Here is a 19,549-nt window from a genome sequence, read left to right as displayed (position 1 = left end):
GAGCGGGCGCCTGGAGATTTTTCTTATGTCATCTTCCGCCCCGAACGCTGTCCTCTCGGTCAGCGGTATCGGCAAGACCTATGCCCAACCGGTTCTGTCCGACATCACCCTTACGCTCAATCGCGGGGAAGTGCTGGCGCTGACTGGTGAGAACGGCGCTGGTAAAAGCACGTTGTCGAAAATTATCGGCGGGCTGGTCACGCCGACCACCGGGCACATGCAGTTCAATGGCCAGGATTACCGCCCCGGCAGTCGCACCCAGGCTGAAGAGCTGGGCGTGCGCATGGTTATGCAGGAACTCAACCTGCTGCCAACGCTGACCGTGGCCGAAAACCTGTTTCTGGATAACCTGCCCAGAAACTGTGGCTGGATCAACCGCACGCAACTGCGCAAGGCTGCGATCGAGGCGATGGCCCAAGTCGGCCTCGACGCGATCGACCCGGACACCCTCGTCGGGAGCCTGGGCATCGGCCATCAACAAATGGTCGAAATCGCCCGCAACCTGATCGGCGACTGCCATGTACTGATCCTTGACGAACCCACGGCCATGCTCACCGCCCGTGAAGTCGAGATGCTGTTCGAGCAAATCACCCGCCTGCAGGCCCGGGGCGTGGCGATCATTTATATTTCACACCGGCTCGAAGAACTGGCTCGTGTCGCGCAGCGTATTGCGGTTTTACGCGACGGCAAGCTGGTCTGCGTCGAGCCGATGGCCAATTACAACAGTGAGCAACTGGTCACCTTGATGGTCGGTCGTGAGCTGGGTGAAAAGATCGACCTGGGGCCACGCACCATTGGCGGTCCGGCCCTGACGGTGAAAGGGCTGAGCCGCTCGGACAAGGTCCGCGATGTGTCCTTTGAAGTGCGTGCCGGGGAGATCTATGGCATCTCCGGCCTGATCGGCGCGGGTCGTACTGAATTGTTACGCCTGATTTTCGGTGCCGACCTGGCCGACAGTGGCACGGTGGCCCTGGGGTCGCCAGCGCAGGTGGTGAGTATCCGTTCGCCGGTGGACGCGGTGGCTCATGGCATTGCTCTGATTACCGAAGACCGCAAGGGTGAAGGCCTGCTGCTGACCCAATCCATCAGCGCCAATATCGCTCTGGGCAACATGCCGGAAATTTCCGGCGGCGGCGTGGTGAACAGCCGGGACGAAACTGCCCTGGCCAAGCGCCAGATTGATGCCATGCGCATCCGCAGCTCAAGCCCCGCACAGTTGGTGTCCGAGCTGTCGGGCGGCAACCAGCAGAAGGTCGTGATCGGCCGTTGGCTGGAGCGCGATTGCGCGGTGATGCTCTTTGACGAGCCAACCCGCGGTATCGACGTCGGCGCCAAGTTCGACATTTATGCGTTGCTCGGCGAATTGACGCGCCAGGGCAAAGCGCTGGTAGTGGTGTCCAGCGACCTGCGGGAGCTGATGCTGATCTGCGACCGCATCGGTGTGCTGTCCGCCGGGCGCCTGATCGAGACCTTCGAGCGCGACAGCTGGACCCAGGACGAGTTGCTCGCCGCCGCCTTTGCCGGCTATCAAAAACGTGACGCGCTGCTGAACGAAGCAGCGCTTAGGGATACCCCATGAAAACAATAAACTCCCCGGGTAAAACCGGCGGCAACTTCTACGGCCTGGGTACTTATCTGGGACTGGCCGGTGCCTTGCTCGCAATGATTGCGCTGTTCTCGGTACTCAGCGATCACTTCCTGTCCTATGACACCTTCAGCACCCTGGCCAACCAGATTCCGGACCTGATGGTGCTGGCGGTCGGCATGACGTTCATCCTGATCATCGGCGGTATCGACCTGTCGGTGGGCTCGGTGCTGGCATTGGCCGCATCGGCAGTCAGCGTGGCGATTCTCAGCTGGGGTTGGAGCGTATTGCCAGCGGCGGTGCTGGGCATGGGCTGCGCAGCATTGGCGGGTACCATCACCGGTTCGATTACCGTGGCCTGGCGCATTCCGTCATTTATCGTATCCCTCGGCGTGCTGGAAATGGCCCGTGGCGTGGCTTACCAGATGACCGGTTCGCGCACCGCCTATATCGGTGATTCGTTTGCCTGGTTGTCCAACCCGGTTGCCTTCGGTATTTCGCCATCGTTTATCATTGCTTTGCTGGTAATCGTTGCCGCTCAGTTGGTGTTGACCCGTACTGTATTCGGCCGTTACCTGATCGGTATCGGCACTAACGAAGAGGCGGTGCGCCTGGCCGGGATCAATCCCAAGCCCTACAAGATCCTGGTGTTCAGCCTGATGGGGCTGTTGGCCGGCGTGGCGGCACTGTTCCAGATTTCGCGCCTGGAAGCGGCGGACCCGAATGCCGGCTCCGGCCTTGAGTTGCAGGTGATCGCGGCGGTGGTGATCGGCGGTACCAGCCTGATGGGTGGGCGCGGCTCGGTCATCAGTACGTTCTTCGGTGTGTTGATTATTTCGGTGCTGGCGGCCGGCCTTGCGCAGATCGGTGCTACAGAGCCCACCAAACGCATCATCACCGGTGCCGTGATCGTGATTGCCGTGGTCCTCGACACCTATCGCAGCCAGCGCGCCAGTCGGCGGGGCTGAACCATGGCAACGATCAAGGATGTGGCGGCGCTCGCAGGTATTTCCTACACCACCGTGTCCCATGTGGTGAACAAGACGCGGCCGGTCAGCGAGCCTGTGCGGATCAAGGTTGAAGCGGCGATCAAGCAGTTGGACTATGTGCCAAGTGCGGTTGCGCGCTCGCTCAAAGCCAAGACCACTGCCACCATTGGCCTGCTGGTGCCCAATAGCCTTAACCCGTATTTTGCCGAACTGGCCCGGGGCATCGAGGATTACTGTGAGCGTAATGGTTATTGCGTGATCCTCTGCAACTCCGACGATAACGCTGAGAAGCAGCGCAGCTACTTGCGCGTATTGCTCGAGAAGCGCATCGACGGCTTGATCGTGACCTCGGTGGGTGGTGACGACAGTGGCCTTGCTGCGGGTTTGAGCGCGGTGCGCACGCCCATGGTCATTGTCGACCGTGCGCTGGATGGCATTGATGTCGACCTGGTGCGTATCGACCACGAGGAGGGCGCTTACCTGGCGACCCGGCACTTGCTTGAACTGGGTCACCGGGACATCGCCTGCATTGGTGGCCCCGGTCACACCCGTGTGGCGCAAATGCGGCTTGCGGGCTATCACCGCGCGCTGCGTGAGGCGGGCGTGGATGTAGCGGCCAGTCGCACCCTGGAAAGTGACTTCACCAGCACCGGTGGTTATGCCGCTGCGGTACAGTTGCTGTCGGAAAACCCGCCAAGTGCGATTTTCGCCAGTAACGACATGATCGGTTTCGGTGTATTACGTGCGGCAGCCGAGCGCAATATTCGTGTGCCGGGTGAGCTGTCGGTGATCGGTTTTGACGACATTCAAATGGGCCGCTACGTTTACCCCGCGCTGACCACGGTCGGGCAGTCAATCGTGCAATTGGGCGAGACGGCCGCCGAACTCTTATTGCGACGAATTGCGACACCCCAACTGCCGATCGATCAGCGCATCGTGACGCCAAGCATTGTTTTACGTGAGTCGACGGCGCCGTTTGCGGGTGTGTTCGCCCAATACCGCTGAACCGAATTGATGAGTACTGATGTATGCCAGCAAAAGTAGTGGTAATAGGCAGCTTGAACATGGATTTGGTCACCCGCGCCAGTCGCTTGCCGCGCGCCGGTGAAACCCTGATTGGCCAAACGTTTTCCACCGTCCCGGGCGGCAAGGGCGCCAATCAGGCGGTCGCTTCGGCGCGCCTGGGTGCTGATGTGGCGATGATTGGATGCGTCGGCACGGACGCCTACGGCACTCAATTGCGCGACGCGTTGCTGGTGGAGGGCATTGATTGCCAGGCCGTCAGCTCGGTCGACGGCTCAAGCGGCGTGGCATTGATTGTGGTGGATGACAGCAGCCAGAACGCGATTGTAATCGTTGCGGGAAGCAACGGTGAGCTGACGCCCGCTTCGTTGCAGCTGGCCGATTCGGTGTTGCAGGCGGCCGATGTGATCGTCTGCCAATTGGAAGTACCCATGGACACCGTGGGCCATGCTCTCAAGCGCGGTCGTGAACTGGGCAAGACGGTGATCCTGAATCCAGCACCGGCCAGTGGCCCGTTGCCCGCGCAGTGGTACGCCTCGATCGACTATCTGATTCCCAACGAAAGCGAAGCCGGTGCATTAAGTGGCGTGACGGTCGATTCCCTCGACAGCGCCAAGGTCGCTGCGACGCAGTTGATCAAGGCGGGCGCCGGCAAAGTGATCATCACTCTGGGGGCGCAGGGCGCGCTGTTTGCCGATGGCAACGGCTTTGAGCACCTGGTGGCGCCAAAGGTCAAGGCAGTGGACACCACGGCTGCCGGTGACACCTTCGTGGGTGGTTTTGCCGCCGCGCTCGCCAACGGTAAAAGCGAAGCCGAGGCTATTCGCTTTGGTCAGGTCGCCGCAGCGCTGTCGGTCACTCGCGCCGGCGCGCAACCCTCTATCCCTGTATTGCAGGACGTTCAAGGTTTTATACCCTCATGAAAAAGACACCTCTGCTCAATATCGCCCTGTCGCGCGTGATCGCGTCCCTCGGTCATGGTGACATCCTGGTGATTGGCGATGCCGGCCTGCCGGTGCCGCCGGGCGTCGAGTTGATCGACCTGGCGCTGACCCAGGGCATTCCTGATTTCATCAGTACCCTACGCATTGTGCTGAGCGAAATGCAGGTGGAAAGCCACGTGTTGGCGGAAGAAATCCTGCTCAAGCAGCCACCTGCGCTCACGGCACTCAACACCCTGACTGACCAGGCTGCCCTCGGCGAGCGCCGCCTGCTCAGCCACGAAGAATTCAAGCAGCTCAGCCGCAAGGCCCGCGCCGTAGTGCGCACTGGCGAGTGCCAGCCTTATTGCAATATCGCGCTGGTGTCCGGCGTAACCTTCTAGAGTTTTCCTACGACAAGGAGTGTTTCATGCAACGTGGTCTTCCAACCCTGAAAAACCTGTTTCGGAGTGTCCTGCTTTTGTCCGCGCTCACAGCAGCCAGCGCCCAAGCGGCGGAAAAAATCGACCTGATCATCGATACCGACCCAGGTGCCGATGACGTAGTGGCCTTGTTGTTTGCCATGGCCTCTCCGGAGGAACTGAGCATTCGTGCGCTGACCACCGTTGCCGGTAACGTGCGCCTGGACAAGACTTCCCGCAACGCACGCCTGGCTCGTGAGTGGGCAGGGCGTGAGGAAATTCCTGTGTACGCAGGCGCGCCAAAACCGATGCTGCGCACGCCGATTTACGCTGAGAATATTCACGGCAAAGAAGGTATTTCCGGTGTCACCGTACACGAGCCAAAAAACGGCCTGGCTGAAGGCAATGCTGTCGACTACCTGATCAAAACGCTCAGCACTGCCAAGCCGCACAGCATCACCATCGCCATGCTCGGCCCACAAACCAACCTGGCGCTGGCGTTGACCCAGGCCCCGGAAATCACCCAAGGCATCAAGGAAGTGGTGGTGATGGGCGGTGCGCACTTCAATGGCGGCAATATCACACCGGTGGCCGAATTCAATTTGTTCGCCGACCCTATCGCCGCTGAAATCGTGCTCAAAAGTGGCGTCAAGCTGACCTACCTGCCACTGGACGTGACCCACAAGGTGCTGACCAGCGAAGCGCGACTGAAGAAAATCGCGGCGATTAACAACAACGCGAGCAAAGTGGTTGGCGACATTCTCAATGAATACGTCAAAGGCGACATGGAGCACTACGGCATCCCGGGCGGTCCGGTACACGACGCTACCGTCATTGCCTATCTGCTCAAGCCGGCACTGTTCAGTGGGCGTGAGGTTAACGTGGTGGTAGACAGTCGCGAAGGCCCGACCTTCGGCCAGACCATCGTCGATTGGTATGACGGCTTGAAGCAGCCGAAGAACGCGTTCTGGGTTGAGAACGGCGACGCCCAAGGCTTCTTCGATCTGCTGACCGAGCGCTTGGCGCGCCTGAAGTAATGTGTTTGCCGGTCGGCGCTCGCCGGCCGGTTCTTATTCGCGCTCGGGCTTGTGTGCGCCCATGTGATCGGCCGGGTATTTCTCGAATATCTGGCCGATGAAGGCTTGCGCGGCCTGAGTACCGAGTTCCTTGACCAGCAGGTCGATTCCGATGATTGCCAACTCCTCCGGGCTTCCGGGGCTGTAGGAGCTCTGTCCTTGAGGCCACTTGGCTTTGATGTCGGCTTGGAGGGTTACAGTGGTCATGGGGGGCTCGCGGGGTTTGAAGTGCTGGGCAGTGCGCTGGCACGCGGTTTTAGTCGCGGCAGTTAACCATTTTTGCAGGGTATTTGGCACTGCTACTTAGGCATGAGGCGCTTCGGGTTGAGGCAGGCGCTGTGCGACACTGTTGCTCAATTCAATTGCCGGGGAACACCAGGTGCAGATCGATTTGAACAACCCCGATAACGTCACGCTGGAGGCTGTCCGTCAGTTGCTCGCCAGTGCCAGTGATGACGAGCATACCCAGTTACGGGTGACCAGGGCCGGTATCGCGTATATCTCCTCCGGGAAGGCCGTAGGCGGTGTCGAGATCGATGGCTTGCTGTTTCGCCTGGAAACCTGGGCGAAAGGTTCGGGTTATGTCGGTAAAGTCGCGGCCAGTGATGAAGTCTGGGTCATGCAGATTTTCAATGCGCTCACGCAGAATTGGCCAAACCCACCGTTTGACTACATCGACATCTACTGAGTGCGTTCATATCTGGTGACGATTGACTTGGCGAATGCTCGCCCTGAGTCAGGCAGACTTGCCGTCGGGCGATTTACGTCTTGAAACCAAACGGCCAGATCGCTGTCGCACGATCTCTGTCCATTTTTTATCATAGGAGGCTTCATGCCTTGGAAGCTCGCATCATTCGGCACTTTGTTGGCAGCACTCGCGTTGGCGGGTTGCAGCACCCCGGGTGCCTCTGAGCCAGGCAAAGACGTCGCCGTTGCTGACGCAGGCCATAGCCGTTGTGAGTCGAAGGCTGCCGAATTCGCCATCGGCCAGAAAGCTTCGCCTCAACTGCTGGATCAGGCGCGTACCCGTGCCGGCGCGCAGAACGCGCGGATCCTCAAGCCTAACGACATGATCACTCTGGAATACCGCTCCGACCGCTTGAACCTGAACACCGACGACAACCTGGTGATTACGCGGGTCAACTGCGGCTGACAGCGTCCCGGCTTTTGCAGCGCCCATAAAAAACCCCGTCACATGGACGGGGTTTTTTTTAGCTCAGCGGAGAATTACTCGCCGCGAACCTGTGCAGCTTGCATACCCTTTTGGCCTTTCTCAGCCACGAAGGAAACGGTTTGGCCTTCTTTCAGGCTTTTGAAACCGTCGCTTTCGATAGCTTTGAAGTGTACGAACAGGTCGTCACCGCCACCTTGAGGAGTGATGAAGCCGAAGCCTTTTTCATCGTTGAACCATTTAACGGTGCCGGTTTGGCGATTAGACATGGTGTATCTCCAAGAAACATATATTTTCAGTAGTGCTGTGCTGCTCAGGCCAACTGGGCACACTTGGCTATCATAGTCGAAATGTTCGACTTGGGAGCCCCCCCAAGGCATTGTTTACTACTCAATGGCGTTGCGTTTAGTGCCTTGTTCGGCTGAAAGCCCCGATCTACGGGGCTTTGGCGCGAAATATCAGCTGTTAAAAAAAGCCGTAAAAGCTGCGTAATTTGTGAGAAATGGCAGTTTTCAGGCTTTTTTTTCCGCTAAATGGCTGCCTGATCAGTGGTCGGTCTTACTTTTTCTTCACGACTTTGCAGGACGAAATAGCCGTGACCGCTTTGTTTTTAAGCTCCTGCTTGGCGTTCTGGTTAGTCATGAGCTCCTTGATTTCAGCGGTGCTCAATTCCGCGTTGATCTTGTCGGCGCCGCATTCGCAATGGTCTTTGGCGGTTTTGGCGTCAACGCTCTGCTGAGCGGCTGAGGTGCAGTCTTTGACAAAGTTGTCCCGGTCGCCGGCCGAAGGCCAGTTCGATGGGGCTGCAGCCTGTGCGCCGAAGGAGAGGAAGGCCAGCGATGCAGCAAGCGCGAAGGTCGAGGAAAAACGCATAGTTAAAGGCTCCTGAAGTCTTGAGGACGAACGGCGATTCTCGGTGCGTTTGAGGCCTGTCGTACAGCTCAAGTTCACTTTTGCCGCTATAAACGCTGGAATTTGTATTTCCTAAGGCCGTGTCGGCGCGACGACCGTTCATCTGTGCTAGCATCCGCAACCTGGCTGTTTACAGGCGTGCCAATTGCCGCCTTGCCATGTTCTTTTTAGTTCACTCCAGTCACTCTGGTTCGATTATCGGTTGGCCGAAAGGCTCCTGCCGCTGTAAGGCAGGCGTTCATCACTGAACGGCCTGGTGTTGGATCTTGTACTGGCTCATCCCAACCCACGTGACCTTTGGTAGGGGTCACCACTAGGAGAGGAGGCGCCATGCCAACTATTACTCTTCCCGATGGCAGTCAACGTTCATTCGATCATTCGGTTTCCGTAGCCGAGGTCGCCGCATCCATTGGTGCCGGCCTGGCCAAGGCCACTGTGGCCGGCAAGGTCGACGGCAAGCTGGTTGACGCCAGCGACCTGATCACCGCCGATGCCAGCCTGCAAATCATCACGCCTAAGGATCAAGAGGGGCTTGAGATCATTCGCCACTCTTGTGCGCACCTGATTGGCCACGCGGTCAAGCAGCTGTACCCGACCGCGAAGATGGTAATCGGCCCGGTCATTGACGAAGGCTTCTATTACGATATCGCCTACGAGCGTCCATTCACTCCGGACGACCTGGCTGCTATCGAGGCGCGCATGCACGCTCTGATCGAAAAAGATTACGACGTCATCAAGAAAGTCACGCCGCGCGCCGAAGTGATCGACGTATTTACTGCTCGTGGTGAAGACTACAAGCTGCGTCTGGTGGAAGACATGCCGGACGAACAGGCCATGGGCCTGTATTACCACGAAGAATACGTCGACATGTGCCGTGGCCCGCACGTGCCGAACACGCGCTTCCTCAAGTCGTTTAAGCTGACCAAGCTGTCCGGTGCCTACTGGCGCGGTGATGCGAAGAACGAGCAGTTGCAGCGGATCTATGGCACTGCCTGGGCTGACAAGAAGCAGCTGGCAGCCTACATCCAGCGCATCGAAGAAGCCGAAAAACGCGACCACCGCAAGATCGGCAAGCGCCTGAACCTGTTCCACCTCCAGGAAGAAGCGCCGGGCATGGTGTTCTGGCACCCGAACGGCTGGACCCTGTATCAGGTGCTCGAGCAGTACATGCGCAAGGTTCAGCGCGATAACGGCTACCTGGAAATCAAGACTCCGCAGGTCGTTGATCGCGGCCTGTGGGAGAAATCCGGGCACTGGGCCAACTACGCTGACAACATGTTCACCACCCAGTCGGAAAACCGCGACTACGCCATCAAGCCGATGAACTGCCCGTGCCACGTGCAGGTGTTCAACCAAGGCCTGAAGAGCTACCGCGAGTTGCCGATGCGTCTGGCCGAATTCGGTGCCTGCCACCGTAATGAGCCGTCGGGTGCGCTGCACGGCATCATGCGTGTGCGTGGCTTCACTCAGGATGACGCCCACATCTTCTGCACCGAAGAGCAGATGCAGTCTGAATCCGCGGCGTTCATCAAGCTGACCATGGACGTTTATCGCGATTTCGGCTTCACCGAAGTCGAAATGAAGCTGTCCACTCGTCCGGAAAAACGCGTCGGGTCTGACGAGCTGTGGGATCGCGCCGAAGCTGCACTGGCCGCCGCGCTAGACAATGCGGGCCTTGCGTACGATTTGCAGCCGGGTGAGGGCGCCTTCTACGGTCCGAAAATCGAGTTCTCGCTGAAAGATTGTCTTGGTCGTGTGTGGCAATGTGGTACTTTGCAGCTCGATTTTAACCTGCCGATCCGTTTGGGGGCTGAATACGTCTCCGAAGACAACAGCCGTAAACACCCGGTTATGCTGCACCGGGCGATCCTCGGCTCGTTCGAACGGTTTGTCGGGATCCTGATCGAGCACTACGAGGGTGCGTTCCCCGCGTGGCTGGCTCCGACTCAGGCAGTGATCATGAATATCACTGATAAACAGGCCGATTTTGCCGCTGAAGTTGAAAAAACTCTCAACGAAAGCGGATTTCGTGCCAAGTCCGACTTGAGAAATGAAAAGATCGGCTTTAAAATCCGCGAGCATACTTTGCTCAAGGTTCCCTATCTTTTGGTTATCGGAGATCGGGAAGTCGAGATGCAGACTGTCGCTGTGCGTACTCGTGAAGGTGCTGACCTGGGCTCGATGCCCGTCGCCCAGTTCGCTGAGTTCCTCGCGCAAGCGGTTTCCCGGCGTGGTCGCCCAGATTCGGAGTAATTATTATTAAGCGTGAACCGAGACAAGATAAACGAGCTGCACCGAAAGCGCCGATCAATGAGAATATCTCGGCACGCGAGGTTCGGTTAATTGGCGCTGATGGCGAGCAGATTGGCATCGTCTCTATTGATGAAGCGCTTCGTATTGCTGAAGAGTCCAAATTGGACCTGGTGGAAATTTCCGCCGACGCAATCCCACCTGTTTGTCGGGTGATGGACTACGGCAAATCGATCTTCGAGAAGAAGAAGCAGGTTGCCGCAGCGAAGAAGAACCAGAAGCAGATTCAAGTAAAAGAAATCAAGTTTCGTCCAGGGACGGAGGAAGGGGATTACCAGGTAAAACTGCGCAACCTGGTACGTTTCCTGAGTGATGGGGACAGGGCCAAGGTATCCTTGCGATTCCGCGGCCGTGAGATGGCCCACCAGGAGCTGGGGATGGAACTCCTCAAGCGGGTTGAAGCTGACCTGTTGGAGTACGGTTCTGTCGAGCAGCATCCTAAGATGGAAGGACGCCAGCTGATTATGGTCATCGCCCCGAAAAAGAAGAAGTAATCAACAGGGCACGGCAGGCCTTCTGATTATGTTTATCAACTGAATGCGGAGTATCCGAACATGCCAAAAATGAAAACTAAAAGTGGTGCTGCTAAGCGGTTTCTGAAAACTGCTAACGGTATCAAGCACAAGCACGCTTTCAAGAGCCACATCCTGACTAAAATGTCGACCAAGCGTAAGCGTCAACTGCGCGGTAGCAGCTTGCTGGCACCGTGTGACGTGGCAAAAGTCGAGCGCATGCTGCGCCTTCGTTAATTTAGTCAAGAATAGAGGAAGTAACTCATGGCTCGTGTAAAGCGTGGCGTCATTGCCCGTAAGCGTCACAAAAAAATTCTGAAACTTGCTAAAGGCTACTACGGCGCGCGTTCACGCGTATTCCGTGTTGCCAAGCAAGCGGTAATCAAGGCAGGCCAATACGCCTACCGTGACCGTCGTCAGAAAAAACGTCAGTTCCGCGCTCTGTGGATCGCTCGTATCAATGCTGGTGCACGTGTTAACGGTCTGTCCTACAGCCGTTTCATCGCTGGCCTGAAAAAAGCGTCCATCGAAATCGACCGTAAGGTTCTGGCTGAACTGGCCGTGAACGATAAAGCGGTGTTTGCTGCGATTGTCGAGAAAGCTAAAGCCACTTTGGCTTAAGTACCCCCGACAGTCACCCTGGGTTGCTCCTGCAGCCCAAGGTGGTAAACGTCATAAATAGGGGAAGAGCCTTCAAGCTCTTCCCCTATTTTGTATCTGGAGTCTGTACATGGAAAACCTGGACGCGCTCGTCGCTCAAGCTCTTGAGGCTGTGCAAAGCGCTGAAGATATCAATGCCCTGGAGCAAATCCGGGTTCACTACCTTGGCAAAAAGGGTGAATTGACTCAGGTGATGAAGACCCTGGGGAATTTGCCGGCTGAAGAGCGTCCGCAAGTCGGTGCGCTGATCAACGTCGCCAAGGAGCGTGTCACAGAGGTTCTCAATGCGCGCAAGGCGTCGCTCGAGGAGGCCGATCTTGCGGCCAAGCTCGCCGCCGAGTCCATTGACGTAACCTTGCCTGGCCGTGGCCAGGCCTCGGGCGGTCTGCATCCGATCACCCGGACTCTGGAACGTATCGAGCAGTTCTTCACCCATATCGGCTACGGCATTGCCGAAGGCCCTGAGGTCGAAGACGACTATCACAACTTCGAGGCGCTCAACATCCCAGGCCATCACCCGGCCCGGTCGATGCACGACACCTTCTATTTCAACGCGAACATGCTGTTGCGCACCCATACCTCGCCGGTACAGGTCCGCACCATGGAAGCGAACAAGCCGCCGATCCGCATCGTCTGCCCAGGCCGTGTGTACCGTAGCGACTCGGATATCACCCACTCGCCGATGTTCCATCAGGTCGAAGGCCTGCTGGTTGATCGCGACATCAATTTCGCCGACCTCAAAGGCACCATCGAAGAATTCCTGCGGGTGTTCTTCGAGAAGGAGCTGGCGGTGCGTTTCCGTCCTTCGTTCTTCCCGTTCACCGAGCCATCCGCCGAAGTTGATATGGAGTGCGTGATGTGCAGCGGTAAAGGCTGCCGCGTCTGCAAACAGACGGGCTGGCTGGAAGTGATGGGCTGCGGCATGGTGCACCCCAACGTGCTGCGCATGTCCGGGATCGACCCGGAAGAGTTCTCGGGCTTTGCCTTCGGCATGGGCGTTGAGCGTCTGGCCATGCTGCGTTACGGCGTGAACGACTTACGTCTGTTCTTCGACAACGACTTGCGGTTCCTCGCGCAATTTCGCTAGTCGTAACGAATCTTTAGGAGAGCAGGATGAAATTCAGTGAACAATGGCTGCGTGGCTGGGTAAGCCCGCAGGTAGATCGCGACGAGCTGGTTGCTCGTCTGTCGATGGCCGGCCTTGAGGTCGATAGCGTAACGCCGGCCGCCGGTGTTTTCAGCGGCGTGGTCGTGGGCGAGGTGCTGAGCACCGAGCAGCACCCTGATGCTGATAAATTGCGCGTGTGTCAGGTCAGCAATGGCTCCGAAACCTTCCAGGTCGTATGCGGAGCGCCAAACGTGCGCCCGGGCCTGAAGATTCCGTTTGCCATGATCGGCGCCGAACTGCCAGGCGACTTCAAGATCAAGAAAGCCAAGCTGCGTGGCGTTGAGTCCAACGGCATGCTCTGCTCCCAGGCTGAACTGCAAGTGGGCGAGGGCAACGACGGCCTGATGGAACTGCCGGCCGACGCGCCAACAGGCCAGGACATTCGTGTTTACCTGGAGCTGGAAGACGCCAGCATCGAGGTTGATCTGACCCCGAACCGCGGCGATTGCCTGTCCCTCGCTGGCCTGGCCCGCGAAGTAGGCGCGCTGTACAACGCGCCAGTCACTCGTCCCGTGGTTGCCGCAGTAGCTGCCGTGCACGAGGAAGTACGCCCGATCGAAGTGCTGGCGCCAAACGCTTGCCCACGCTACCTCGGCCGCGTGATCCGTAACGTCGACCTTTCCAGGCCAACCCCGCTGTGGATGGTTGAGCGCCTGCGTCGCGCCGATGTGCGCAGCATCGACGCTGCCGTCGACATCACCAACTACGTGATGCTGGAGCTGGGTCAACCGTTGCACGCTTTCGATCTCGCCGAAATCAATGGCGGCATCCGCGTACGCATGGCCGAAGAAGGCGAGAAGCTGGTATTGCTCGACGGCCAGGGAGTCAGCCTGCGCGCTGATACCCTGGTCATCGCCGACCATTCCCGCGCCCTGGCGATTGCCGGCGTGATGGGTGGCGAGCACAGCGGTGTGTCCGCGACCACTCGCGATATTTTCCTCGAAAGCGCGTTCTTTGATCAGATCGCCATCGCCGGCAAGGCCCGCTCCTACGGCCTGCACACCGATGCCTCGCATCGCTACGAGCGTGGCGTGGACTGGAAGCTGGCCCGTGAAGCCATGGAGCGCGCCACTGGCCTGCTGCTGGAAATCACGGGTGGCGAAGCTGGCCCGATCACCGAAACCGTCAACGAACAGTACCTGCCGTCCGTTGCACCTATTACGCTGCGCGCCAAAAGCGTCGAGCAAATGCTTGGCCTGGTGATCGAGCCTGCTCAGATCGAGCAATTGCTGTCGGCGCTTGGCCTTGGCATTTCCGCTGGCGAGGAAGGGCAGTGGCACGTTGACGTGCCAAGCCATCGCTTCGATATCAGCCTGGAAGTTGATCTGATCGAAGAGCTGGCCCGTCTGTATGGCTATAACCGTCTGCCGGTACGCTACCCGCAAGCGCGCCTGGCACCGCAACCCAAGGCCGAAGCGCGTGCGCACCTGCCAGAGTTGCGTCGTCTGCTGGTTGCCCGAGGCTATCAGGAAGCAGTGACGTACAGCTTCATTGATCCGAAGCAGTTCGAGCTATTCAACCCAGGCGTTGAGCCGTTGCTGTTGGCTAACCCGATCTCCAACGACATGGCCGCCATGCGCTCGTCGCTGTGGCCAGGTTTGGTCAAGGCGCTTTCCCACAACCTGAACCGTCAGCAAGATCGCGTACGCATGTTCGAAAGCGGCCTGCGTTTCGTCGGCCAACTCGACGGCCTGAAGCAAGAGCCGATGTTGGCCGGTGTGGTTTGCGGTAGCCGTCTGCCGGAAGGCTGGGCGCAGGGCCGTGACACCGTGGACTTCTTCGACGTTAAAGCTGACGTGGAAGCGGTATTGGGCTTTGCCGGCGCACTGAATGACTTCACGTTTGTGCCAGGCAGCCATCCAGCGTTGCACCCGGGCCAGACTGCGCGTATCGAGCGCGAAGGGCGCTTGGTGGGCTTCGTCGGTGCCATTCACCCCGAGCTGTCGAAAACCCTCGGTCTCGACCGTCCTGTGTTCGTTTTTGAGCTGGTGCTGGCCGAAGTGGCGTCGGGCAAAATGCCTAAATTCAGCGAGTTGTCGCGCTTCCCTGAAGTACGTCGTGACCTGGCCCTGATCGCCGACCGTGACGTGGCCGCCACTGCTGTTCTGGATGTAATCCGTGAAAATGCAGGGGAATGGCTGACAGACCTCAGGCTATTTGACGTCTATCAGGGTAAAGGCATTGATCCGCATAGAAAAAGCCTTGCAGTTGGCTTGACCTGGCAGCATCCATCGCGCACTCTTAATGACGATGAGGTGAATACCACGACACAAAATATCCTCACCTCGCTCGAACAAAGGTTGAACGCCACGTTAAGGAAGTGACGTATGGGGGCTTTGACGAAAGCTGAGATGGCGGAACGTCTGTACGAAGAGTTGGGTCTGAACAAGCGCGAGGCCAAGGAATTGGTCGAGCTGTTTTTTGAAGAAATCAGGCACGCTCTGGAAGACAACGAACAGGTCAAATTGTCCGGTTTCGGCAATTTTGACCTGCGGGACAAACGCCAGCGGCCTGGCCGCAATCCAAAAACGGGAGAAGAAATCCCGATCACGGCTCGCCGTGTGGTCACCTTTCGTCCAGGGCAGAAGTTGAAGGCCCGAGTTGAGGCTTATGCTGGAACCAAGTCATAACGACGAGCTACCCGTCATCCCAGGCAAACGCTACTTCACCATTGGTGAAGTCAGCGAGCTCTGTGCGGTCAAACCGCACGTGTTGCGCTATTGGGAGCAGGAGTTTCCTCAACTCAACCCCGTCAAACGCACCGGGAACCGTCGGTATTATCAGCGCCAGGATGTGCTGATGATCCGGCAGATCCGTGCGTTGCTGTACGATCAGGGGTTCACCATCAGCGGCGCGCGCCAGCGTATGTCCGGTGATGAAGCCAAAGACGACACCACCCAATACAAGCAATTGATCCGCCAAATGATCTCCGAACTCGAAGATGTGCTGGTGGTTTTGAAGAAATAACTCAGGCTTTTAAAATACTTCCACATTTCAAAAGCTTGCGGTATATTCCTGATCGCTTCGTTGCGAAGCGAACCCAGTAACACGCCTAGTCGGGGCGTAGCGCAGTCCGGTAGCGCACTAGCATGGGGTGCTAGGGGTCGAGTGTTCGAATCACTCCGTCCCGACCATATTTTACAGTGACTTAGCCGAACTCTAGCCAGTTCGGATTTTTTACGCGTAGGGACTTTTGCGGGGGATCATCCCAACTTCCTCCTCAAGATTGTCAGTGCTGGCCCGCGAGAGTCAGTTGCCGACACTTTGTTCGCAGCCTCAATCAAGTGCTGCAGCTCCGGGGTAGAATAGTGGCTCGTTATGCTGCCGTTCTTATGCCCCAACAACGCTTTCCGATCTTCCTCTGTCACGTTTGCTGCACGTAGCCTTCTGCCAAAGGTGTGCTTCAAGTCGTGAATCCTGATCGACCTAAATCCGGGGTGCGCTGGCGATTGGTGGGCCTTCTCCCATTTATCCGCTGCGCGCACCCTGGCTTTCTTCCAGGCCGAGTCATTCATGCGATGCATTGCCGTTGGCCCGAACTGATCTGGCTGCCCGTACGGGAACACCAGGTCTCGATGCAGACCGCGCTGGCCATCGATGATGGACATCGCCACGTTGTTAAGGATCACTAGGCGCTCATCGCCGTTCTTTACCCCTGCCTTTTCACTCCGCCCGCCGAATCCGGCAGGTATCAGAAATACGCTGGTGTTCAGGTCCGGCACCCGTATTTCCCAATCCCACCGCAACTTGCACACCTCCTGCTCCCTGCAACCCGTGTTTACCTTATAGAGGGCCATCCTCAAAAGGTGGTCGGGCAGCTCAGGGAACAATAGGGCCTGCTCTTCCCAGGACATCGGGTAGGGTTTACGGCTCGACTTCTTCTCCTCAAGCATCGAGATCATCGGCACGCTCTCCAGCCACGGCCGCTTTTCAGCATCACGCCACTTGCGGTTACACAGGTTCAAGATCCTGACGACTCGCTGCAGGGCTATGTTGACCGTCCTGTTCGATACGCCTGGTTTGACCCTACCATTGCCCGTCTTGCTCGGCCGCTGCCGCTCACGAATGAACGTGGCCAGGCTCCCATCATCGATGTGCGTTATGGGCAGATCGCCGATGTACGGGTCGAGCTGCTCAATGTGAGAAGCGGAAAGGCCGATGGATGCCTGGTCTTTGAACTCCACGAGGAACCGGGTGGCAGCCTCACGCCAGGTTCGCACCTGGCGCACGCCATAAATCTTTTCTTGCCGCAGCTTTTCCAACCGATGAATCAGGTACTGCTCGGCTTCTTCCCTTTCGCTTGCTCCAGTGCTTTCCTGAAGTCGGCTACCTCGGACGACTTTGTCGATGTGCCAAATCCCGTTCCTCTGATAGAGGCCCGACATTGTTTTTCGCGCCATTGTTTTGCTCCTTGGCGCCCACTGCGGGGCGGATTGTTGTCCTGATCAGCCTTCTTTTCAATCGCCTTGGCTTCGATGTAGGCGTCTGCCCACGCGTCCAGTTCGTGTCGATCAAAGCCAACGCCCTGTTTTCCAATGGGGAATTCGCGGACGTGTGGACGGACGGTATTCTTGAATTCTTCCCGGCACATGCCAAGGTAAGCGGGGGCGTGCATCGCCCGGATGAAGCGGGGCGCGGTCTCTAGGACCGGCGCTAACTTTGTGTTGGCCATAGGAATGCCTCGCCACGCCGTTGCCGGGTGGAATTATTGGGGTGGGTTTCCGCGCCGCGCTGGGCGGCAGAAGGTGGGGGAGAGTTATGCGGAGTAGGCGGTGAGAATCACTACCGAAACGCTGGTTCCAGAAAACTCATTGCTGTAGATCTGCGTCCACTCATGAGTGAGCCCTGGGAGCAATTCCTTTCCTTTTGCGCTGGCTGGTAGCACCGCAACCAATCGCCCGCCGAGCTTTAGCATCGATGAAGCATGCTCAAGGTGAGCCTGCCATCGGCCCTCGCTGAACGGAGGATTCATTACGATACGGTCGTATTTGCCAGTGATATTCCACTTCAAAAAGTCGGCACACTCGACATGGTGACCTTTGGCCTTGAGCACTTCGCAATGTAGTGCGCTTATCTCAACGCATACGGTTGTGTCGTTCGGCATCATGTCGGCCAAGCCGCCAAGACCGGCGCTCGGCTCCAAGCATTGGTGGCCCGGATGGATGTCGGCCAGCTCGATAGCTGCCAGCGCGACGTTTTCAGGGGTTGGATAGAACTGATGCGACTTCTGGTCCGGAATGCACCCAGAGCAAACAATCTGGTCAAGCACTTCGCCAGGGTTATAGTCGAACTGCCAGTAGTGCTTGACCTTCACTGCGCCGATTGCTATCAGCGCTTTCTCGGCTTCGGCCTGAGTGGCCTTGTCCTTCTCGCCGTAGCCGAAGCTTTTTGCCATCGGCACGTCGATGTGGCGCTCCGGCCACTCAGGCAAAACACGCTCTCGCACATCTCGCATTTCCGCCAGCATCGCAATCACTGCATGCGGCAGCGGTTTATCGAAGAGCTCGAAATCCTTGATCTTCTTGCGGGTCTTTGGCTTCTCGCGGAATTGCGATGGGATTGCCGCCGGGTATAGGCTGGCAAGGATCGCATTCAGTCGCCAGGACATCTCGGGGTGCACTTCGAGGTGCGCGGTACCGACGCCGCCGTAGACGCGAATGCGCAGCGAATTGCCGTCTATTGCCATCCATTCGCCGTTGTGCCGGCCAGCAGCTTTGATCACCGGATCGGTTGCGCCGTGCTTCGGCTCCTCGCGACCCATGAATTTAGCGATGACACAGCGCAGATCGTTGATTTGGCCAGAAGTACCCCAGCTGTTAATGCCCGCGATGATCATGCGCTTGCTGAAACCTTCTGGCCGGTTGGTCACGTGCGTTCGGCTTAGGGCGCGAAAGATGCCGTCAACGCGCTCGGCCAGGAACTTGTGCCGACTTGACAGTAGGCCTGACAGCGTGCCGCGCACGGTGCTCTCTTCGAAGTCGGGCAGCGCTGGCAGCTCGGCTTCCTGGCTGTGCTTGTTTTTCTTGCGGCCCAGCGGGTTCTTGATTTGCTCGTGCCATTCTTCCCGACGCTTTTGGGGCATGTAGTCGAACACGTCGGTAAGGCGCAGCGCCCTATTCCAGAAATCTCCATTCAGCTGGCCCACGGCGCCCTCCAGATTGAACAGGGTTTCAACGGTCGACGGGATGCTGTAGCGCTGCTCTTCCACGTTTCCGCTAATGAAGTAGTGCAGGACACTGGCGTGCTGGGGGTCGCTGACCGCTGCGGCCATGGATTCGATGTTCCGGCGGGCGGCGCCGTATTGGCCGAGCAGGCCATCTACAAGGTCGCTCGACATCGGCGCAAAGAATTCGGACACATCTTCTACGATTTCCCCAAATGCCTGCTTTGCAATTGAGCTCATGCTTTATCTCCAGATGCGCGCCCGCCGCTCACCGACAGGCATATAGGGGGATTGGGGTTAGGAGGCGATCTTGATGCCGGCAGCGTCGACGGCTTTGAAGCACGCGTCGCGCATTTGAATCTTGGCGTGGTGGGCATCCAGCCAGCTGTCGTCGATTGCATCTTCTGGCGGTTCCGGCGAAGGGCCAACCGTTGGCAGGTCCACCACCAGGGTTTCACGGGAGCGCTTGAACCAGTACCAGGCCCGGGCAACACGCGGCACGCTGTAGCTGTCGCCCAAGCGCTGCAGCTTGATGAACGATACCGGCAGCTTGCCGTTGTCATCGCTGAACGCCTGCTCGAACTGTTCCTGCATTGTCTGCGTCATGGCTTGGGCCCCTTGTAGATAAAGACCTAGGC

General features: G+C 58.0%; 22 protein-coding genes and 1 tRNA gene. 17 read left to right on the top strand and 6 right to left on the bottom strand.

Going from position 1 to position 19,549, the window contains the following annotated elements:
* Positions 1 to 25: 25 nt before the first annotated feature.
* From A7J50_RS19160 to A7J50_RS19135, 6 genes are read left to right on the top strand one after another with little or no spacing between them, the layout of a single operon-like run.
* Positions 26 to 1,579, top strand: coding sequence for a sugar ABC transporter ATP-binding protein (locus tag A7J50_RS19160; protein ID WP_064453226.1), 1,554 nt, complete (start codon positions 26 to 28; stop codon positions 1,577 to 1,579).
* Positions 1,576 to 2,553 (top strand): ABC transporter permease, encoded by a 978-nt coding sequence (locus tag A7J50_RS19155; RefSeq protein ID WP_064453225.1) that lies wholly within the window; start codon positions 1,576 to 1,578, stop codon positions 2,551 to 2,553. Before A7J50_RS19160 ends, A7J50_RS19155 begins: the two co-directional genes overlap by 4 nt.
* Positions 2,554 to 2,556: 3 nt before the next feature.
* Complete coding sequence (locus tag A7J50_RS19150; RefSeq protein ID WP_064453224.1) at positions 2,557 to 3,579, top strand: LacI family DNA-binding transcriptional regulator; 1,023 nt, start codon at positions 2,557 to 2,559, stop codon at positions 3,577 to 3,579.
* Between the two features lie 23 nt (positions 3,580 to 3,602).
* Positions 3,603 to 4,520: a ribokinase gene (rbsK, locus tag A7J50_RS19145; RefSeq protein ID WP_064453223.1), complete on the top strand. Its 918-nt coding sequence runs from the start codon at positions 3,603 to 3,605 to the stop codon at positions 4,518 to 4,520.
* Positions 4,517 to 4,921 carry a D-ribose pyranase gene (gene rbsD / locus A7J50_RS19140; RefSeq protein WP_064453222.1) on the top strand — a complete coding sequence of 135 codons (405 nt, stop codon included), beginning with the start codon at positions 4,517 to 4,519 and terminating at the stop codon, positions 4,919 to 4,921. Before rbsK ends, rbsD begins: the two co-directional genes overlap by 4 nt.
* Positions 4,922 to 4,947: 26 nt before the next feature.
* Positions 4,948 to 5,976 carry a nucleoside hydrolase gene (locus tag A7J50_RS19135; protein WP_064453221.1) on the top strand — a complete coding sequence of 343 codons (1,029 nt, stop codon included), beginning with the start codon at positions 4,948 to 4,950 and terminating at the stop codon, positions 5,974 to 5,976.
* A gap of 33 nt (positions 5,977 to 6,009) precedes the next feature.
* Here A7J50_RS19135 and A7J50_RS19130 read toward each other — a convergent pair whose 3' ends face one another.
* Positions 6,010 to 6,222 (bottom strand): hypothetical protein, encoded by a 213-nt coding sequence (locus A7J50_RS19130; RefSeq protein WP_064453220.1) that lies wholly within the window; start codon positions 6,220 to 6,222, stop codon positions 6,010 to 6,012.
* A 172-nt stretch (positions 6,223 to 6,394) separates the two neighbouring features.
* On the opposite strand from A7J50_RS19130, the gene A7J50_RS19125 reads away from it, so the two are divergent.
* Positions 6,395 to 6,703: a hypothetical protein gene (locus A7J50_RS19125; protein ID WP_064454979.1), complete on the top strand. Its 309-nt coding sequence runs from the start codon at positions 6,395 to 6,397 to the stop codon at positions 6,701 to 6,703.
* 144 nt (positions 6,704 to 6,847) lie between these two features.
* Positions 6,848 to 7,168 (top strand): I78 family peptidase inhibitor, encoded by a 321-nt coding sequence (locus A7J50_RS19120; protein WP_064453219.1) that lies wholly within the window; start codon positions 6,848 to 6,850, stop codon positions 7,166 to 7,168.
* A 74-nt stretch (positions 7,169 to 7,242) separates the two neighbouring features.
* Here the strand turns inward: A7J50_RS19120 and A7J50_RS19115 are convergent, their stop codons facing one another.
* Together A7J50_RS19115 and A7J50_RS19110 are read right to left on the bottom strand one after the other, a co-directional pair.
* The gene (locus A7J50_RS19115; RefSeq protein WP_003234260.1) at positions 7,243 to 7,455 is read right to left on the bottom strand and encodes a cold-shock protein; all 213 of its coding nucleotides are present in this window, start codon (positions 7,453 to 7,455) and stop codon (positions 7,243 to 7,245) included.
* A 289-nt stretch (positions 7,456 to 7,744) separates the two neighbouring features.
* Positions 7,745 to 8,059, bottom strand: a complete 315-nt coding sequence (locus A7J50_RS19110; RefSeq protein ID WP_064453218.1) for a hypothetical protein — start codon at positions 8,057 to 8,059, stop codon at positions 7,745 to 7,747.
* Positions 8,060 to 8,428: 369 nt separating this feature from the next.
* Here A7J50_RS19110 and thrS point away from each other — a divergent pair, with 369 nt between their 5' ends.
* The 9 genes from thrS (at position 8,429) to A7J50_RS19065 (ending at position 15,882) form a co-directional block, all read left to right on the top strand.
* Complete coding sequence (gene thrS, locus A7J50_RS19105; RefSeq protein WP_053257053.1) at positions 8,429 to 10,351, top strand: threonine--tRNA ligase; 1,923 nt, start codon at positions 8,429 to 8,431, stop codon at positions 10,349 to 10,351.
* Complete coding sequence (gene infC / locus A7J50_RS19100) at positions 10,351 to 10,902, top strand: translation initiation factor IF-3 (RefSeq protein ID WP_064453217.1); 552 nt, start codon at positions 10,351 to 10,353, stop codon at positions 10,900 to 10,902. The genes thrS and infC overlap by 1 nt, the downstream gene beginning before the upstream one ends.
* 60 nt (positions 10,903 to 10,962) lie before the next feature.
* On the top strand, positions 10,963 to 11,157 hold the full coding sequence (gene rpmI / locus A7J50_RS19095) for a 50S ribosomal protein L35 (RefSeq protein ID WP_008145659.1): 195 nt from the start codon (positions 10,963 to 10,965) through the stop codon (positions 11,155 to 11,157).
* A 27-nt stretch (positions 11,158 to 11,184) separates the two neighbouring features.
* Complete coding sequence (gene rplT, locus A7J50_RS19090; protein ID WP_053257052.1) at positions 11,185 to 11,541, top strand: 50S ribosomal protein L20; 357 nt, start codon at positions 11,185 to 11,187, stop codon at positions 11,539 to 11,541.
* 109 nt (positions 11,542 to 11,650) lie between these two features.
* A complete protein-coding gene (pheS, locus tag A7J50_RS19085; protein WP_034099107.1) occupies positions 11,651 to 12,667 on the top strand; it encodes a phenylalanine--tRNA ligase subunit alpha in 1,017 nt (338 codons plus the stop codon).
* 26 nt (positions 12,668 to 12,693) lie between these two features.
* Positions 12,694 to 15,072 carry a phenylalanine--tRNA ligase subunit beta gene (gene pheT, locus A7J50_RS19080; protein WP_064453216.1) on the top strand — a complete coding sequence of 793 codons (2,379 nt, stop codon included), beginning with the start codon at positions 12,694 to 12,696 and terminating at the stop codon, positions 15,070 to 15,072.
* Positions 15,073 to 15,075: 3 nt separating this feature from the next.
* On the top strand, positions 15,076 to 15,378 hold the full coding sequence (gene ihfA, locus A7J50_RS19075) for an integration host factor subunit alpha (RefSeq protein ID WP_002553164.1): 303 nt from the start codon (positions 15,076 to 15,078) through the stop codon (positions 15,376 to 15,378).
* Positions 15,359 to 15,715 carry a MerR family transcriptional regulator gene (locus A7J50_RS19070; protein WP_003174972.1) on the top strand — a complete coding sequence of 119 codons (357 nt, stop codon included), beginning with the start codon at positions 15,359 to 15,361 and terminating at the stop codon, positions 15,713 to 15,715. The genes ihfA and A7J50_RS19070 overlap by 20 nt, the downstream gene beginning before the upstream one ends.
* 90 nt (positions 15,716 to 15,805) lie before the next feature.
* Positions 15,806 to 15,882, top strand: a tRNA-Pro gene (locus A7J50_RS19065).
* Positions 15,883 to 15,951: 69 nt separating this feature from the next.
* Here the strand turns inward: A7J50_RS19065 and A7J50_RS19060 are convergent.
* The 3 genes from A7J50_RS19060 to A7J50_RS19045 form a co-directional block, all read right to left on the bottom strand.
* Positions 15,952 to 17,148: a tyrosine-type recombinase/integrase gene (locus tag A7J50_RS19060; protein WP_064453215.1), complete on the bottom strand. Its 1,197-nt coding sequence runs from the start codon at positions 17,146 to 17,148 to the stop codon at positions 15,952 to 15,954.
* A 356-nt stretch (positions 17,149 to 17,504) separates the two neighbouring features.
* Positions 17,505 to 19,151: a DUF4942 domain-containing protein gene (locus tag A7J50_RS19050; RefSeq protein WP_064453213.1), complete on the bottom strand. Its 1,647-nt coding sequence runs from the start codon at positions 19,149 to 19,151 to the stop codon at positions 17,505 to 17,507.
* 57 nt (positions 19,152 to 19,208) lie between these two features.
* A complete protein-coding gene (locus tag A7J50_RS19045) occupies positions 19,209 to 19,517 on the bottom strand; it encodes a hypothetical protein (protein ID WP_156526296.1) in 309 nt (102 codons plus the stop codon).
* Between the last annotated feature and the right edge of the window lie 32 nt (positions 19,518 to 19,549).

It is taken from the genome of Pseudomonas antarctica, assembly GCF_001647715.1.
Lineage (GTDB): Bacteria > Pseudomonadota > Gammaproteobacteria > Pseudomonadales > Pseudomonadaceae > Aquipseudomonas > Aquipseudomonas antarctica_A.
Note: the sequence above shows the minus strand (reverse complement) of the source record. Positions and strands in the feature narration are given on the sequence as shown.

What these genes read in the sequence shown, in the direction of transcription:
- A7J50_RS19160 (WP_064453226.1), top strand. Translation starts at nt 26, where the DNA reads ATGTCATCTTCCGCCCCGAACGCTGTCCTCTCGGTCAGCGGTATCGGC.
- A7J50_RS19155 (WP_064453225.1), top strand. Translation starts at nt 1,576, where the DNA reads ATGAAAACAATAAACTCCCCGGGTAAAACCGGCGGCAACTTCTACGGC.
- A7J50_RS19150 (WP_064453224.1), top strand. Translation starts at nt 2,557, where the DNA reads ATGGCAACGATCAAGGATGTGGCGGCGCTCGCAGGTATTTCCTACACC.
- rbsK (WP_064453223.1), top strand. Translation starts at nt 3,603, where the DNA reads ATGCCAGCAAAAGTAGTGGTAATAGGCAGCTTGAACATGGATTTGGTC.
- rbsD (WP_064453222.1), top strand. Translation starts at nt 4,517, where the DNA reads ATGAAAAAGACACCTCTGCTCAATATCGCCCTGTCGCGCGTGATCGCG.
- A7J50_RS19135 (WP_064453221.1), top strand. Translation starts at nt 4,948, where the DNA reads ATGCAACGTGGTCTTCCAACCCTGAAAAACCTGTTTCGGAGTGTCCTG.
- A7J50_RS19130 (WP_064453220.1), bottom strand. Translation starts at nt 6,222, where the DNA reads ATGACCACTGTAACCCTCCAAGCCGACATCAAAGCCAAGTGGCCTCAA.
- A7J50_RS19120 (WP_064453219.1), top strand. Translation starts at nt 6,848, where the DNA reads ATGCCTTGGAAGCTCGCATCATTCGGCACTTTGTTGGCAGCACTCGCG.
- A7J50_RS19115 (WP_003234260.1), bottom strand. Translation starts at nt 7,455, where the DNA reads ATGTCTAATCGCCAAACCGGCACCGTTAAATGGTTCAACGATGAAAAA.
- A7J50_RS19110 (WP_064453218.1), bottom strand. Translation starts at nt 8,059, where the DNA reads ATGCGTTTTTCCTCGACCTTCGCGCTTGCTGCATCGCTGGCCTTCCTC.
- thrS (WP_053257053.1), top strand. Translation starts at nt 8,429, where the DNA reads ATGCCAACTATTACTCTTCCCGATGGCAGTCAACGTTCATTCGATCAT.
- rpmI (WP_008145659.1), top strand. Translation starts at nt 10,963, where the DNA reads ATGCCAAAAATGAAAACTAAAAGTGGTGCTGCTAAGCGGTTTCTGAAA.
- rplT (WP_053257052.1), top strand. Translation starts at nt 11,185, where the DNA reads ATGGCTCGTGTAAAGCGTGGCGTCATTGCCCGTAAGCGTCACAAAAAA.
- pheS (WP_034099107.1), top strand. Translation starts at nt 11,651, where the DNA reads ATGGAAAACCTGGACGCGCTCGTCGCTCAAGCTCTTGAGGCTGTGCAA.
- pheT (WP_064453216.1), top strand. Translation starts at nt 12,694, where the DNA reads ATGAAATTCAGTGAACAATGGCTGCGTGGCTGGGTAAGCCCGCAGGTA.
- ihfA (WP_002553164.1), top strand. Translation starts at nt 15,076, where the DNA reads ATGGGGGCTTTGACGAAAGCTGAGATGGCGGAACGTCTGTACGAAGAG.
- A7J50_RS19070 (WP_003174972.1), top strand. Translation starts at nt 15,359, where the DNA reads ATGCTGGAACCAAGTCATAACGACGAGCTACCCGTCATCCCAGGCAAA.
- A7J50_RS19060 (WP_064453215.1), bottom strand. Translation starts at nt 17,148, where the DNA reads ATGGCGCGAAAAACAATGTCGGGCCTCTATCAGAGGAACGGGATTTGG.
- A7J50_RS19050 (WP_064453213.1), bottom strand. Translation starts at nt 19,151, where the DNA reads ATGAGCTCAATTGCAAAGCAGGCATTTGGGGAAATCGTAGAAGATGTG.
- A7J50_RS19045 (WP_156526296.1), bottom strand. Translation starts at nt 19,517, where the DNA reads ATGACGCAGACAATGCAGGAACAGTTCGAGCAGGCGTTCAGCGATGAC.